The 14,220-nt window shown below is 64.4% G+C and carries 10 protein-coding genes; 7 read left to right on the top strand and 3 right to left on the bottom strand.

Translation table 11 applies throughout. The features are described from left to right. Positions 1-38 precede the first annotated feature (38 nt). The 5 genes from NCT32_RS24690 to NCT32_RS24710 all read left to right on the top strand — a co-directional run bounded on the left by NCT32_RS24690 (position 39) and on the right by NCT32_RS24710 (position 4,647). On the top strand, positions 39-980 hold the full coding sequence (locus NCT32_RS24690) for a hydroxymethylglutaryl-CoA lyase (RefSeq protein ID WP_061116169.1): 942 nt from the start codon (positions 39-41) through the stop codon (positions 978-980). A 7-nt stretch (positions 981-987) separates the two neighbouring features. Continuing rightward, positions 988-2,136, top strand: coding sequence for a CaiB/BaiF CoA-transferase family protein (locus tag NCT32_RS24695; protein WP_250490606.1), 1,149 nt, complete (start codon positions 988-990; stop codon positions 2,134-2,136). A gap of 69 nt (positions 2,137-2,205) precedes the next feature. Further along, positions 2,206-3,645 (top strand): MFS transporter, encoded by a 1,440-nt coding sequence (locus tag NCT32_RS24700; RefSeq protein WP_061116171.1) that lies wholly within the window; start codon positions 2,206-2,208, stop codon positions 3,643-3,645. A 258-nt stretch (positions 3,646-3,903) separates the two neighbouring features. Next, entirely contained in the window at positions 3,904-4,248 is a 345-nt protein-coding gene (locus NCT32_RS24705; protein ID WP_250490607.1) for a hypothetical protein, read from the top strand. Between the two features lie 138 nt (positions 4,249-4,386). Further along, positions 4,387-4,647 carry a hypothetical protein gene (locus NCT32_RS24710; RefSeq protein ID WP_061116172.1) on the top strand — a complete coding sequence of 87 codons (261 nt, stop codon included), beginning with the start codon at positions 4,387-4,389 and terminating at the stop codon, positions 4,645-4,647. Between the two features lie 55 nt (positions 4,648-4,702). Here the strand turns inward: NCT32_RS24710 and NCT32_RS24715 are convergent, their stop codons facing one another. Next, complete coding sequence (locus NCT32_RS24715) at positions 4,703-5,080, bottom strand: hypothetical protein (RefSeq protein WP_250477771.1); 378 nt, start codon at positions 5,078-5,080, stop codon at positions 4,703-4,705. A 778-nt stretch (positions 5,081-5,858) separates the two neighbouring features. Here NCT32_RS24715 and NCT32_RS24720 point away from each other — a divergent pair. Further along, on the top strand, positions 5,859-7,016 hold the full coding sequence (locus NCT32_RS24720; RefSeq protein ID WP_061116174.1) for a porin: 1,158 nt from the start codon (positions 5,859-5,861) through the stop codon (positions 7,014-7,016). A 67-nt stretch (positions 7,017-7,083) separates the two neighbouring features. On the opposite strand, the gene NCT32_RS24725 is transcribed toward NCT32_RS24720, so the two are convergent. After that, a complete protein-coding gene (locus NCT32_RS24725; protein WP_061116175.1) occupies positions 7,084-9,471 on the bottom strand; it encodes an ATP-binding protein in 2,388 nt (795 codons plus the stop codon). 291 nt (positions 9,472-9,762) lie between these two features. Between NCT32_RS24725 and NCT32_RS24730 the strand changes: the two genes are divergently transcribed. Next, the gene (locus NCT32_RS24730) at positions 9,763-11,517 is read left to right on the top strand and encodes a ShlB/FhaC/HecB family hemolysin secretion/activation protein (protein WP_409241541.1); all 1,755 of its coding nucleotides are present in this window, start codon (positions 9,763-9,765) and stop codon (positions 11,515-11,517) included. A 48-nt stretch (positions 11,518-11,565) separates the two neighbouring features. On the opposite strand, the gene NCT32_RS24735 is transcribed toward NCT32_RS24730, so the two are convergent. After that, positions 11,566-13,932 (bottom strand): filamentous hemagglutinin N-terminal domain-containing protein, encoded by a 2,367-nt coding sequence (locus tag NCT32_RS24735; RefSeq protein ID WP_061116177.1) that lies wholly within the window; start codon positions 13,930-13,932, stop codon positions 11,566-11,568. Positions 13,933-14,220: the final 288 nt, after the last annotated feature.

Genomic DNA, 14,220 nt, shown 5'->3' on the forward strand with positions numbered 1-14,220 from the left:
AAGTCGAGCCATACACACAAAAGACCGGAGACAGAGCCATGCCCGCGTTCCCCCAGCGCGCCGTGATCCGCGAAGTCGGCCTGCGCGACGGCCTGCAAAGCATTCGAACGATCGTGCCGACCGAACGCAAGATCGAATGGATCGGCGATGCCTACGCCGCCGGTCAGCGCGAAATCGAAGTCGGTTCGTTCGTTCCCGCGCGCCTGTTGCCGCAACTCGCCGATACGGCAGAACTCGTCGCGTACGCCAGAACCTTGCCGGGACTGTTCGTATCGGTGCTCGTGCCGAATCTCAAAGGCGCCGCGCGCGCCATCGAAACACAGGCCGATCTGATGCTCGTGCCGCTTTCCGCGAGCCGCGCACACAGCCTCGCGAATCTGCGCAAGACGCCGGAGGAAGTCGTCGCGGAAGTCGCGCGCATGCGGGCGGCGCGCGATGCATCCGGGTCGAAGACGATGATCGAAGGCGGCATCGGCACGGCGTTCGGCTGCACGATTCAGGGCCGTGTCGATCCCGCCGATGTGCTGCGCTACATGCAATCGCTGCTGGATGCGGGCGCGGATCGCGTCTCCATCGCCGATACGGTCGGTTATGCCGGTCCGTCCGCCGTGCGCGATCTCTTCGAGAAGGCGCGCGCCATCGCGGGCGAGCGTTTCTGGTGCGGTCATTTCCACGACACACGCGGCCTCGCGCTCGCCAATGTCTATGCCGCGCTCGAAACCGGCGTCGCGCGCTTCGATGCGACGCTCGCGGGCATCGGCGGCTGCCCGCATGCGCCGGGCGCGAGCGGCAATGCATCGAGCGAGGACCTCGCGTTCATGCTCGCCGATATGCACATCGACACCGGCATCGACATTCCTGCCTTGCTGAACCTGCGCGCGAAGCTCGCGGGCTGGCTCGACAGCGAAACCCTGCGCGGCGCGCTCGCGCTCGCGGGCTTGCCGGTCACTCACGAATCAACCGCTCCAATCGAAGCCTGAGGACGTCATGAATCAATCAACCCTGCCGCTCGAAGGCGTGCGCGTGATCGAGTTCACGCATATGGTGATGGGCCCGACCTGCGGCATGATCCTCGCGGATCTCGGCGCGGAAGTCATCAAGATCGAGCCGCCCGGCGGCGACAAGACGCGCAATCTGCCGGGCCTCGGCATCGGCTTCTTCCGCTCGTTCAATCGCAACAAGAGAAGCGTCGTCATCGACATCAACACGGAGGAGGGCCGCGAAGCCGCAATCGATCTGATCGGCGAATGCGACGTGCTGCTCGAAAACTTCCGTCCCGGACTGATGGCGAAGTTCGGGCTCGATTACGACACGTTGTCGAAGGCGCATCCGAAGCTCATCTACGTGTCGCACAAGGGCTTCCTGCCGGGCCCGTACGAGAAGCGTCTCGCGCTCGACGAAGTCGTGCAGATGATGGGCGGTCTCGCGTACATGACCGGTCCGGCGGGCCGCCCGCTGCGCGCGGGGACGTCGGTGAACGACATCATGGGCGGCATGTTCGGCGCGATCGGCGTGCTCGCCGCACTACGTGAACGCGACCTCACGGGACGCGGCCAGGAAGTCCAGAGCGCACTCTTCGAGAACTGCGTGTTTCTTTCCGCGCAGCACATGCAGCAATACGCGATGACGCGCGAAGCGCCGCCGCCGATGCCATCGCGCGTATCGGCGTGGAGCGTCTATGACGTGTTCACGCTGGCCGAGGGCGAGCAGCTTTTCATCGGCGCGGTGAGCGACAAACAGTTCGTGACGCTCTGCGACGTGCTGGAGCGCCCCGAACTCGCGCAGGAACCCGGGTTCGCGAACAACGCGATGCGCGTCGCGGTGCGCCCGCATCTGCTGGAGCGGCTCGGCGAGATTCTCGCGCATCATCGCGCGGACGAACTCGCACCGAAGCTCGAAGCGGCCGGCATTCCGTACGCGCCGATCATGCGCCCCGAGCAGTTGCTCGACGATCCGCATCTGAAAGCGAGCGGCGGCCTCGTGCCGATGCAGACCGACGATGGCGGCACCACCGACGTCGTCTTGCTGCCGCTCACGATGGGCGGACGCCGCCCCGGCGTGCGGCAACCGCTCGCGCGCGTTGGCGAGCACACGGATGAAGTGCTGGGGCAACTCAGGAAGAACGTCACGGCATGAAGCCTCGCGACGAGCGCACATAAAAATCGGCGCCGTCGCCAACAGAGTTGCATCAAAGGAGACAAAGCAATGCAGCCAACCTTCAGCGCGGTCGCCGAGCCGCTCGCATCGCCCGACGTGCGCGTCGCCACGACGCCCGGCGCGCAGATTTCCGCGCGCATGGATCGACTGCCGATCACGCGGCATCTATGGATGCTCGTATTTCTCATCTCGCTCGGCGGCTTCTTCGAAATTTACGATCTGATCTTCACCGGCTATATCGCGCCGGGCATGGCGAAGAGCGGCCTCTTGCAGACCACCACGCATGCGTTCTTCGGCTTCACGGGCATCGCGGGCTTCATCGCGGCGACCTTCGCGGGGCTTTTCATCGGCACGTTCTTCTTCGGCTGGCTGCCGGACCGCTACGGGCGACGCAGCGTGTTCACGTTCTCGCTGCTGTGGTACTCGATCGGCTCGGCGATCATGGCGTTCCAGACCACGCCCGAAGGCGTGATCTTCTGGCGCTTCGTGACGGGCATCGGCGTGGGCATCGAGATCATCACCATCGACAGTTATGTGACCGAGCTCGTGCCGCAGCACATGCGCGGCCGCGCGATGGCCTTCAACCAGATGGTGATGTTCGCCGCAGCGCCCGTCGCCGCGCTGCTTTCATACTGGCTGGTGCCGCAAACCGTATTCGGTCTCGACGGATGGCGCGTCGTCGTGCTCGCGGGATCGGCCGGCGCGGTGATCGTGTGGTTCATCCGGCGCGCGGTGCCGGAAAGCCCCCGCTGGCTCGCGATGCATGGCCGCAACGAGGAAAGCGAACGCGTCGTGAGTGAGATCGAGCGCGTGGTGGCGCGCGAATCTGGCGCTGCGTTACCGCCGCCCGCGCCCGTCGTCGAGCAGCCGGCGCATCGGCGCGCGTCGCTTCGCGAGTTGTTCGAGGCGCCGTATCGCTCGCGTCTCATCATGCTCGTCGTCTTCAACTTCTGTCAGGCGATCGGGTATTACGGCTTCGCCAACTGGGTGCCGACGCTGCTCATCGGGCAGGGCATCACCGTGACGAAGAGCTTGCTGTATTCGTTCATCATCGCGTTCGCGCTGCCCGTCGGACCGTTGCTCGCCATGTTTTACGCAGACCGCATTCAGCGGAAGTATCTGATCGTCGGCGGCGCGCTCGTCGTGATCGCGAGCGGTCTCGCGTTCGGACAGATGAAATCGCCCGCCGCGCTCATCGCGCTCGGCGTGCTGATATCGCTCGCGGGGCAAACCATCTCGGTCTGCTATCACGCCTATCAGACCGAGCTCTTTCCCACGGCGGTGCGCTGCCGTGCGAGCGGCGTCGTGTACTCGGCGAGCCGCGCGGGCGCGATGATGTCAGGCTTCATCATCGCCTCGCTGTTGAAGGACTTCGGCGTGCCGGGCGTGTTTATCGGCATAACGGTGTGCATGCTGCTCGTGGTGCTGGCAATCGGCCTGTTCGGACCGAAAACCAACGGCTTGCGTCTCGAGGAACTGAATCACTGAGCGGACGGCGCCACGGCCATCCGGCTTTCACCAGACCCACGCGCGGGCTTGCGGACAGGCGCCCGCGCGTGCGGCATCCCGCTCGAGTGCGGGAACAACTCCTGCATGGCATGGCTCCAAACGAGCGACGCAGGCAAAACCGCGTTCGCGATCAATCGTCTCCGTCGCTTCCATCATGTCCAGCCGCCGGCGATGAGCGCAGGCTCGAGCAATATGAACACGCAACTGAGTGAACAATGTAAGTCTCGCCTGTACCGCTTGAAATTCGAGACGCCGCCCGACAGCGTCGCGTTCGTGCTGGCGGACAGCCGCGAGGCGGCATGGCGCATCGGCAAGACGGTAATGGCGGTGCTGCACGGCGTCGGCATTCAGACGGTGTCGCTGCACGAGATTCTGTCGTTACAGGAACTCGTGCGCGTGGGCGTGAGCGAGGACGAAGACATGCGTATCTTCGAGCTCGCCGTCGCGGACGGCAAGGTCGAGCAATGGACGCACGCGCCGTACTTCCTCACCGACGACACCACGCTGCTCGGAAAATGGGCCGAATTGCGCGCCGATCTCGCCGCCGACGTCGCCCGGACGGCAATGCGCCGCGCCAAATAAGAACGCGGCGCGGATAGGTACGTCCTGTGCTTGAGCACGGTCAGACGCCGTGCATTCGTTGCGGTGCGTGACTCGGCGCACGCGCGCCCGTTTTGCGGCTCATCCCTTTGCGTCGTCCAGGAATGGCGGGGTGCTTCGATGATCCGGTCGTATAACCACAAGGGCTTCGTGCTCGAAGTCGCGATCGAAGCGAATTACAGGCTCGTGCCTTCGCCCGGCACGGTTCGCTATCTTGCAGTCGTGACGATCAGCCGCTCAGGAAGACCGGTCACCGCATTTTCGCCGCTGTGTGTCGGGAGCACGCGCTATTCGAGTTTCACGTCTGCCGAGGACGCGTTGATGAGCGCGCATACGGCAGCTCGCATATTCGTCGATGAATGGGTGCAAGCGGCTTCGTGATCCCTGCGAGACGATGACGAAGCTAGCCGTCTTCGTCATGCGATTCGGAATCGGGTCAAGCGGCGGCGCGCCGGCTCTGCTGTCGGTCCTGAGCGTCGGCGGCGGTGTCGAGTGCTTTATCGAGTAACGCGAGCTTGCGTTGGAGCGACGCCACGCGATGGCTTTGCGACGGGACGAGATCGTATTGCTCGTCCAGTTGTGAAATGCGCATGTCCCAATACTTGGCCGGAAGGCGATCCGAAGCGGCACTGCCTTCGACGAAACTTGCCAGAATCATTTCCAGATGTCGGAGTTCGCCCTCCGCGAGCTGCGCTGAGCGTCGCTGTCGAAATGCGGGGACGGTGGTTGCATCGGCATTTTTCATGTTGCACTTTCCGGCTAGATTTGCAGAGACCTCCATTAAAGCAATCAGCGTTCCGGGCAGGCGATTCAAGCTTATTCAATTTGTTTCGAAATGAAACTCCCAGATGCCGTAAGACCGCCGCAGGCCGTGGCAAACGTTTGCCGCCCCGTTACAATTTTTAAGAAGTTGCCGTCTAAATTTCGCAATGCCGTGCCGACGGCTGTAACTTCGACGCGCTTTCCGTTGGCACACCAGCGGGCAAGATTTGCAAGCGCACGAGATATCCGGACGAACATATCGACCGATTCGCCTGAATGCGAGTCGTTTCTATCCGCGCGAAAGTTTGTGCGGGCGTGCCTGAAATATTTCGGGTGACTGATTAATTGGAGCGAGGGGAGATTAAGCGCGACTTCGAAAAGAGCACATTAGGATTGAGTAGCGCAATGAATTTAGACCCGTCAAGCCGGGTTTGAACAGGGCGGTATCCTCTCGCGAAACCGCCCCGTGTCCTCAGATAATCTTTCTCGGAGACCTGTAGACGCGAAGAAGCTTAGCAAAAGCCGTGGGTCGATATAAACGCCGTGCGGCGCAATGGACTTCTCCAGAATGCGCAGTAATAACGTCGTCGATGTGCAACAGAAACTTCATCACCGTCCGGCCCTTGTCCTGGCTAAGCGGTTGACCTTAAAGAATAAGAAGGGTATCGCGAACCGATTCGCAGAATCAGCAAAAGATTATTGCGCGCGATACACGGACACATTCAAGTGACCGTCGCATAAAGTGTGTCCCAGTTTCTCGAGGGAAAACAGGCTTTCGATTCGGCCGTGAACCCCGGAAGCTTTCGCTTTAAACAGGACACTAGAGAACCATGAAAAAAACCCTTCTCATCGCGGGCATTCTCGGCACGTTCGCAGCAGCAGCCCACGCACAGAGCAGCGTCACGCTGTACGGCACGCTGGATGCAGGTCTCGTCTATACGAACAACTCCGGCGGCCATAACAACTGGCAGCAAGGCAGCGGCTCGGTTTCGGATACTTACTTCGGCCTGAAGGGCAGTGAAGATCTCGGCGGCGGGTTGCACGCGCTCTTCAAGTTGGAGAGCGGCTTCAACCTCAATAACGGCCGCTTCAACGAAAGCAACACGATGTTCAACCGCCAGGCGTACGTCGGCGTTCAGCACGATCAATTCGGCACGATCACGCTCGGCCGTCAATATGATTCGATGGTCGATTATCTGTCGCCGTTCTCGGAAGCGGGCGCGGGGTACGGCAACAATCTGGCCGCGCACCCGTTCGACAACGACAATCTCGATCACTCGTTCTCGATCAAGAACTCGGTCAAGTACCAGAGCGCGAGTTTCGCGGGCTTCAAGTTCGGCGGTCTGTACGGCTTCTCGAACGACGCAGGCCAGTTTGCGAACAACCGCGCGTGGAGCGCAGGCGCTTCTTACGGCAACGGCCCGCTGAATTTCGCCGCGGCTTACCTGCAGACGAACAACTCGCGTAGCAACCTGAACGCGGGCGGCGCAGTTTCGGCCGGCCAGGGCAACAACGCCAATCTGACGGCCGAATTGCAGCGCACGTTCGGCGCGGGCGTGAACTACACGTACGGCCCGGCTACGGTCGCCTTTGTGTGGACCAACACGCACTACGACAACCTGCTCGCCGCATCGCAAGGCGGCACGACGGTGGCGCTGCCGGGAAACACGAATCTGCATCTGAACAACTTCGAGTTGAACGGCCGCTACGCGCTGACGCCGGCACTGAGCCTCGACGCCGCGTACACGTACACGGACGGCAAGGTGACGGGCGCGAACGGTTCGGGCGATCCGAAGTGGCACACCGCGTCGCTGCAAGCCGACTACGCGCTGTCGAAGCGCACCGATGTGTATGTCGAAGGCGTGTATCAGCACGCGTCGGGCGAGCTGGGCAATGCCGGCGCCAACGTCGCGATGATCAACACGCTGTCGCCGTCGTCGACGCAGAATCAGGTCGCGGCAACGGTGGGTCTGCGTCACCGCTTCTAAGCGCCACAGGGCGTCATGAAACGCAACGGCCGCGATCGACGAGATCGCGGCCGTTTTGCTTCAGGCGTTACCTTTTTTCCTCCGAACGCTTGATGAGCTGGTCGATGTCATGCCCCGCGCCGCCCGTGCCCGCGGCGAGGCGTGCCAGCGCGGTCGCGGCCGTGTCGCGGCGCACGCCGCTCTCGGGGCGGAACTGCTTCGGCAGCGCCATGTAGAAGGTCGCGCCCCGATCGGGCGTACCTTCGGCCCAGGCCTTGCCGCCATGCCGCTCGATGATGCGCCGCACGTTCGCCAGCCCGATGCCGGTGCCGTCGAATTTTTCGTTGACGTGCAGGCGCTGGAACACGCCGAAGAGCTTGTCCACGTAGCGCATGTCGAAGCCCGCGCCGTTGTCTCGCACGAAATAGACGACGTGGCCGATCAGCTCGCCCGTGCCCTCGTATGCGCCGATCTCGATCGCCGGCTGTTCGCGTTGCGCGCTGAACTTCACCGCGTTGGACATGATGTTCGCGAACGCGACGTGCAGAAAGACCAGATCGCCTTCGATGGACGGCAGCGCGTCCACCTTCCAGCGCACGCGCGCCGACGCGTGCTCGTCGATATCGTTCTGAATCACCGTATGGACGAGCGCGTAGACATCGACCTTATGCGGACGCAGCGCCGCACGGCCGAGTTGCGCGAATGAAAGCAGATCGTCGACGAGACGGCCGCCGAAACGCGCCGATGTCACGATGCGCTCCAGATAGCCGCGCCCGCGCTCCGACAGCTTGTCGCCATCCATCTGCTTGAGCAGGTCCGCGAAGCTCACGATATGCCTGAGCGGCGCGCGCAGATCGTGCGACACCGTGTACGAGAACCCTTCGAGCTCGTGATTCGCGCGGCCGAGCTCGGTCGCGAGTTGCGCGATTTCCTCCGCGCGCCGCAGCACGATGCCGAGCACCGCCGCGCGAAATTCCAGCGCAATCTCGCGCTCGGCGGCGCGCCACGGCAGCGAGCGATGACGCACGACATCCGTCCACGTATCGAAGCTCACGCGCGGCGACAGCGAGTCCGCGAGGCCCGTGAGTTTCGCGCGCGGGTCGCCGGCCCATTCGATCGTCTGCACGACTTCGCGGCGAAACCAGATCACATAGTTGCGGTAGATCTTCGAGATCGACACCGCCAGAAAACCTGCAACGTCCGGCGAATCGGCGAGCGCGGGGCATTCCTGCGACGCGCGGTCGGACATGACCACGTCCTCGCTCTGATCGTCGAGCCAGTCGACGAGCGCCGTGACGCCGTGCTCGCCCGGCGTCAGGCCGACGAGCGACGTGCGCCCCTCGAAGATCACCGCCGCGCCCGACGAGCGCGTGAAGCCGAGCAGATCGGACGCGTCCTCGACGAGCGAGTCGACGAAGCTGTCCGTATTGGCCATCGACGAAAGCAGCTTCGACAGCATGCGGCGCAGTTCGAGCCGGTAATGCGCTTCGCCCTGCGACTCGCGCGCCTCGATTTGCAGCGAGACGATCTGCGCGACATGCTCGCATGCTGTGCGCACTTCGAACGGCGGCAGGCGCGGCGTCGCGTGATGACAGGAGATGAGGCCCCACAGCTTGTCGTCGACGAGAATCGACATCGACATGGATGCGAGCGTGCCCATGTTGCGCATGTATTGCAGATGCACGGGCGACACGCTGCGCAATGACGCGTAGGTGAGATCGGTCGGGCGGCCGGTCGCCGGATGCAGCGCGGGCACGAGCGGCGCGGCTTCGTAATCGGCGTTCGAAATGAGCCGGATTCGGTTCTTGCGATACAGCTCGCGCGCCTGCGCCGGAATGTCCGAGGCCGGAAAGTGCTGGTTCAGATATGACGGATAGCCAGGCTCCACGGCTTCTGCGAGCACGTTGCCGTTGCCTTCCTCATCGAACCGGTAGACGAGCGTTCGCCCGAATCCGGTGATGCGCGCGATTTCATCCGCGGCGAACTGGCAGAGCTGCTCGATGGTGCGCATCGACTGCACGTCGGTGACGAAGGAGCGCACGAGCGGATAGATCGTCGAGAACACATCGGCGGTGTCCTGCGCCGGTTCGACTTCGACGAACAAAAGCCCTTCATGCCGATGCACGACGATCGCCACTGGCCCGTGCGTCGTCCAGCCGTCGAGCACGACGTTGCCGACATGGATCGTCGCGCCGTCGCGCGTGAGCTGCGCGAGGCCCGCGCTCGCGCGCTCGGCTGCGGGCTGGCCCAATACCGCCGACAGCGCGCGGCCGAGGCAAGCGTCGGGTGCGACGTGCGCGAACTGCGCGACGTTGGCGCTCACCTGCACGATGTGGCAGTGCGCATCGACGCCGAAAAGCACGCCGTGGGGCTGAATGCCGCCGGGAATGTGGATCGGCTCGCGCGCGCATTGCGCGTCGATGGACGCATCGTGCATGTCGGAGCCGGTGATTGCTGCGGTGGAGGTTTTGTCCATCCCTGTCCTGGTATTACGGTTTCGGCGGTTCATCGAGTCGACCGTTTTCGAATCATAGATGGGTTGAGGGTTCAGAAGTGAAGCGGGTGGCGCGTCATGAGATGCGTCCCGCCCGAGGCCGGTGATTTCTACATGTCGCGCAAGGCGCCGCGTCATTTCTACGTAAAGCGCGACGAATGCGCTTGCTGCATGAAACGTACCGCGACATCGCTGATACCATGCGAAGCCGACCCACGCGACGAACGCCGGAGGATACATGCTTCATGATCGCCGCGCGCGCCTGAACGATTGATTCGCGCACGCATTGCCGCGACGGTTCTGTCGGCCGCGATCGTCTGCATCGTTCATGCACCCGATGCCGCCGCGCAGTCGTATCGCGATGTCGCGCCGATCGCACCGCCTGCCGTCGAACGGCCGCGCACGTCGCCGTCGCAGCCCGGGCCGGCCGGCGGTTCGCACGATGTCGCGATTCGCGATCTGCGCGGCATCGCGTTCGTGCGCGCGGATGGCGCATCCGCAACGACGCAATCGGCTGCGGGCGGCGCGATCACGGCGACGGGCCTGCCTGTCCTCACGCCCGATTTTCTCGAGGGCTTTTCGGCCGATCTCCACGCGCCTCTGACTTTCGCGCGCCTCGCCGACATACGGCGCGCGGTCGTGCAGCGATATCGCGCCGCGGGCCAGCCGCTCGTCGATGTGTACGTGCCCGAGCAGGACGTGAGCGATGGCGTCGTGAAGATCGCCATCGCCGAGTTTCGCGCGGGGCGTGTGATACCCAAAGGCAATCGCTATTTCTCCGATGCGCTGCTCGCGCGCGAGATGCCGCTCGCGAGCGGCGAGCCGATCCATGAAAGCGATGTCGCCTCGGGGCTTGCGCTGCTCAACGCGAATCCGTATCGGCGCGTGGACGTGATTTATGCGCCCGGCGCCGCGCGCGATACGACCGATGTCGTGCTGCAAACCGAGGATCGCTTTCCGTTTCGCATCTACGGCGGCTATAACAACGATGGCGTGCGCGATCTCGGACGCGATCGCATTCTCGCGGGATTCGATTACGGCAATCTGTTCGGCATCGATGCGCGCATCGGCTATCAGATGACCGCGAGTAACGATCTGCTGAGCGGCAATCCGGATATCGAGGGGCGGCCCGATCGTCCGCGTTACATCGCGCACGCGTTCAATGCGGTCGCGCCGTTGCCGTGGCTCGATCGCCTCGAGTTGTTCGGCGTGTTCGCGCAGAGCACGCCGCGTCTGCCCGACAGTTACGGGCAAACCGGCATCAGCGCGCAGATCAGTTTCCGGTACGACTGGCGCTTGCCGCCGCTCGATCACGCGGGCGCGTGGCAACAGCAAGTGCAGCTCGGCTACGACTTCAAGCGCTCGAACAACGACCTCGAATTCGGCGGCTTTCAGGTGTTCAATGCGAACACGCATATTCATCAGTTGGTCATCGCCTACGATCTCCTGAAGAGCGATGCTTCCGGCGATACCCATCTGAACGCATCGCTCTTCGTGAGTCCGGGCTATTTCGACAGCAACAGTAACGAGGAAGCGTACGATGCCGCGCGTCTCGGCGCGACGCCCCGCTATCAGTACATGCAGCTGTCGGCGCAACGCGACATGCCGCTCGGCAAGTCCGGCTTTTCGGTGGCGGCGCGCGGGCTCGTTCAGTGGACGGGCACCACGCTCTTGCCCAGCGAGGAACTCGGGCTGGGCGGCGATGCCACCGTGCGCGGCTATGAGCCGTATGCGGCGCAGGGCGATCGCGGATGGAACCTGCAGACGGAACTGCGCGCGCCGGCGATATCGGCGGGCATCGCGGCGATGCAGCCGTTCGTGTTCTTCGACGCGGGACACGTGTGGAATCGCATCGCCGAATTCGGCGAGGTCAATAATGCGTCGCTGGCGAGCGTCGGAGCGGGGATTCGCGTGCAGGCCGGACGCTTCGTCAGCTTTCGCGGCACCTATGGATTTCCGCTGAAGGCCGTGGTGCCGAATGGATCGAAGGCGCCGGTCGGCGAGATCTTTCTCGTGATCGGGATCTAGCGCGCCGGACTGCGCGCCGCGCCGTCCAGCGGTGTAGTTGCACGCGTTTCAGGGCTGCGCCTGCTGCCACTGCAAGACAGGATGCGTCGCCCCTGCCGGCATCGCCCAGACCCCGCCCGACGGGATGTTCCAGTCGAGGAAGTTCGACGGGTTGCTCATCTGCGCGGTGCTGAGCCCGTTTGAATCGGGCGGAACGGTGCCCGAATTCGACCCCGCCGCTTGCGTGCGAATCGTCGTGTCCTTGTTCCAGTAGACGTTGTTGTGAATCGCGCCCTGGTTGTACGCCGCGATGCCGCCTTCCGGATCGCCCGGAGGCCCGCCGCCGCCAACCTGCCCGGTCGCGAACGATTCGTTGATCACGCCTGTGCTGCCGTTGGCATACACGATTCCGCCGCCGCCGCCGAAACCGCCCACGTCGCCCGTTGCGTACGACTGCGTGATCAGTCCGTTGTTGAAGGCGACGAGCCCGCCCGTCTCGCCATGCGTCCCGGCGTAGGTCGTGCCGGTCGCGAACGACTGCGCGATCGTGCCGTTGTTCACGCCAACCAGCCCGCCCGCGGGAATCTGATAGCCGACATCCGCCGTGCTCGACGACCGTTCGATAACCCCGTTGTTCACGCCGACGAGGCCGCCCGCGCCGGCGCCGCCGAAGCCGTTCTGCCCGACGCCGCCCGTCGTGTTGACGTAGGTGACGAGACCGTTGTTCTGGCCCGCGAGCAAGCCGAACGCCCCCGATGAATAGTCGCCCGTCCTGGCGTCGGTGAGATTCAGATTGCGCACGACGCCGCTCGCGCCGATCACGCCGAACATGCCGTAGCGGTCGTCGTTCAGATTCGCTACGGTCGCGAGCTTGTCGATCGTGTGGCCGAAGCCGTCGAACTGGCCGGTGAAAGGCGTCCGCGTCGCGCCGATCGCCGTGAAGGAGTTCGGATAGGCGGTCGCGCTCGCGTCGATGTCCTTGCCGAGCGCGTAGTTGCCCGCGAGGTCTTTCGACATGTTCGAGAGATCGGCGAGGGTGTTCACGAGCCGGTACGCGGTCGTCTGCGAGACGAGGCCGCTATACGGCGCGGCCGTCCATCCGCTGTTCGTGAGCAGCGTGCCCGGCGCGTAGCTGCCGTTCATGTCATAGAGCGCGCTGACGATGCCGCCGCTCTTCGACCAGTCGATCGTGCCGCCATTCGTCACGCTGCCGCCGTTGTCGATGCCGCCCGCGTCCGCGCGCAGCGTCAGATTGCCGTTGCCCGCGTTGCCGATGGTCGCGCCCGCGCCGATCGCCACGCCATGCGCCGCGCCGAGCGTGAGCGATGCATTGCCGTTCCACTGGACGTTGCCGCCCACGGTCAGATCGCCGCCGCTGGCTTCGACATCGACCGATGTGCCGTTGAAGAGACTGCGCGCGAGCGAGTCCGCGTTGGCCTGATCGACCGTGAAAGTCGGCGCGCCGAGCTTCCATGTGCGCGCCTGCACATTCGCGCCCACGATGTCGAGCGCGTTCCCGCGCGTCTCGACCGTGCCGCCGCTGCCGTCCGCGTTCATCGCGCCGATCGTGCCGTTCGCATGCACCGTGCCCTGGTCCGCGACCAGCCAGACGTGGCCGTCGCGCGTCGCGGTGCCGGTCGCGCGGGTCGCGGCGCTGTTGCCCGCGAGCGCGTACACATTGCCGTCGGCGGCCTGGAGGCTCGCCTGCGCCGCCTGGATCATGCCGCCGTTCATCGCCGTGCCGCCGCTGCCCGCCTGCACGAAGACCTGCTGTCCGCCCGACGCATCGCGCAGGAGCACCTGATTGCCCGCCGCGATTTCCGTCGTGCCCTGCGGCGTGCTGATGCGGCCGCCGTTCACCGCCGCCGTGCGCGATACGAGAAACACGTCGCCGCCGCTCGATCCGATGGTGCCGAGATTGATGACCATGCCGTCGCCGCCGCCCGAGAGCGTGAGCGGGCCGCCCTGCATGAACGCGCCGTTGTCGATGTCGAGTGCCGATGCGACGAAGCGGCCGCCCGTCGCGACGACACCGCCCGGGCCGACGAGCACGCCCTGCGGATTGACGAGATACACGCTGCCCGTTGCGCTCAGCTGCCCGAAAATCACCGATGCTTCGCCGCCGCTCACGCGATTGAGCGTCGCGCCGGTTCCGTTGTTGAACGTAACTTGCCGTCCGCTGCCGATCGAGAAGCTGGTCCAGTCGATGACGCCGCGCGTGGATGTCTGACTGATCGTGACCGACGGGCCGCTGCCGCCGCCGCTGATCGCGCCGCTGCCCGCGACGAACCGGCCGCCGTCGGGCAAGGGCGGCGCGGCGCCTGCGGGATTGGCGCACGTCAGGCCCGCGACGAGCGGCACGAGCATCGCGAGCGGCCGCACACGCGTGCGGCGAATCCGGGTTCGAGGAAGAAACGGACGAATGTTGCGCTGCATGACGACCTCCGGTCGGTGTCGATTGTTCTCATCGTTCTTGGCCGCTGACGGTGTAGCCGCTTTTCGGCCCGACGATCCAGGACACCGCCGGGAGGCGCGAACATCGACGTGCGAGCAGGCGCGCCGATGGTAGCGCCCGCGCCCCGTGCGCCAATGTGGGGTTCCGCACATTCGTGCCGGTCGAGAAAATGTCCGGGCCCGAACGCGGTACGCGTCGGGACCCGTGCGCGACGTGGCATGAAAATTTATCGCCGCTGCGCGGAAAAGTCCGAGGGGAAGAAGCCTTGC

Source organism: Caballeronia sp. INML2 (assembly GCF_023631365.1).
GTDB classification, from domain to species: Bacteria; Pseudomonadota; Gammaproteobacteria; order Burkholderiales; family Burkholderiaceae; genus Caballeronia; species Caballeronia turbans.

Excerpts from the sequence above, each read along its gene's own strand:
- NCT32_RS24710 (WP_061116172.1), top strand. The coding sequence starts at position 4,387 with ATGATCCGGTCGTATAACCACAAGGGCTTCGTGCTCGAAGTCGCGATC.
- NCT32_RS24690 (WP_061116169.1), top strand. The coding sequence starts at position 39 with ATGCCCGCGTTCCCCCAGCGCGCCGTGATCCGCGAAGTCGGCCTGCGC.
- NCT32_RS24725 (WP_061116175.1), bottom strand. The coding sequence starts at position 9,471 with ATGGACAAAACCTCCACCGCAGCAATCACCGGCTCCGACATGCACGAT.
- NCT32_RS24735 (WP_061116177.1), bottom strand. The coding sequence starts at position 13,932 with ATGCAGCGCAACATTCGTCCGTTTCTTCCTCGAACCCGGATTCGCCGC.
- NCT32_RS24700 (WP_061116171.1), top strand. The coding sequence starts at position 2,206 with ATGCAGCCAACCTTCAGCGCGGTCGCCGAGCCGCTCGCATCGCCCGAC.
- NCT32_RS24720 (WP_061116174.1), top strand. The coding sequence starts at position 5,859 with ATGAAAAAAACCCTTCTCATCGCGGGCATTCTCGGCACGTTCGCAGCA.
- NCT32_RS24695 (WP_250490606.1), top strand. The coding sequence starts at position 988 with ATGAATCAATCAACCCTGCCGCTCGAAGGCGTGCGCGTGATCGAGTTC.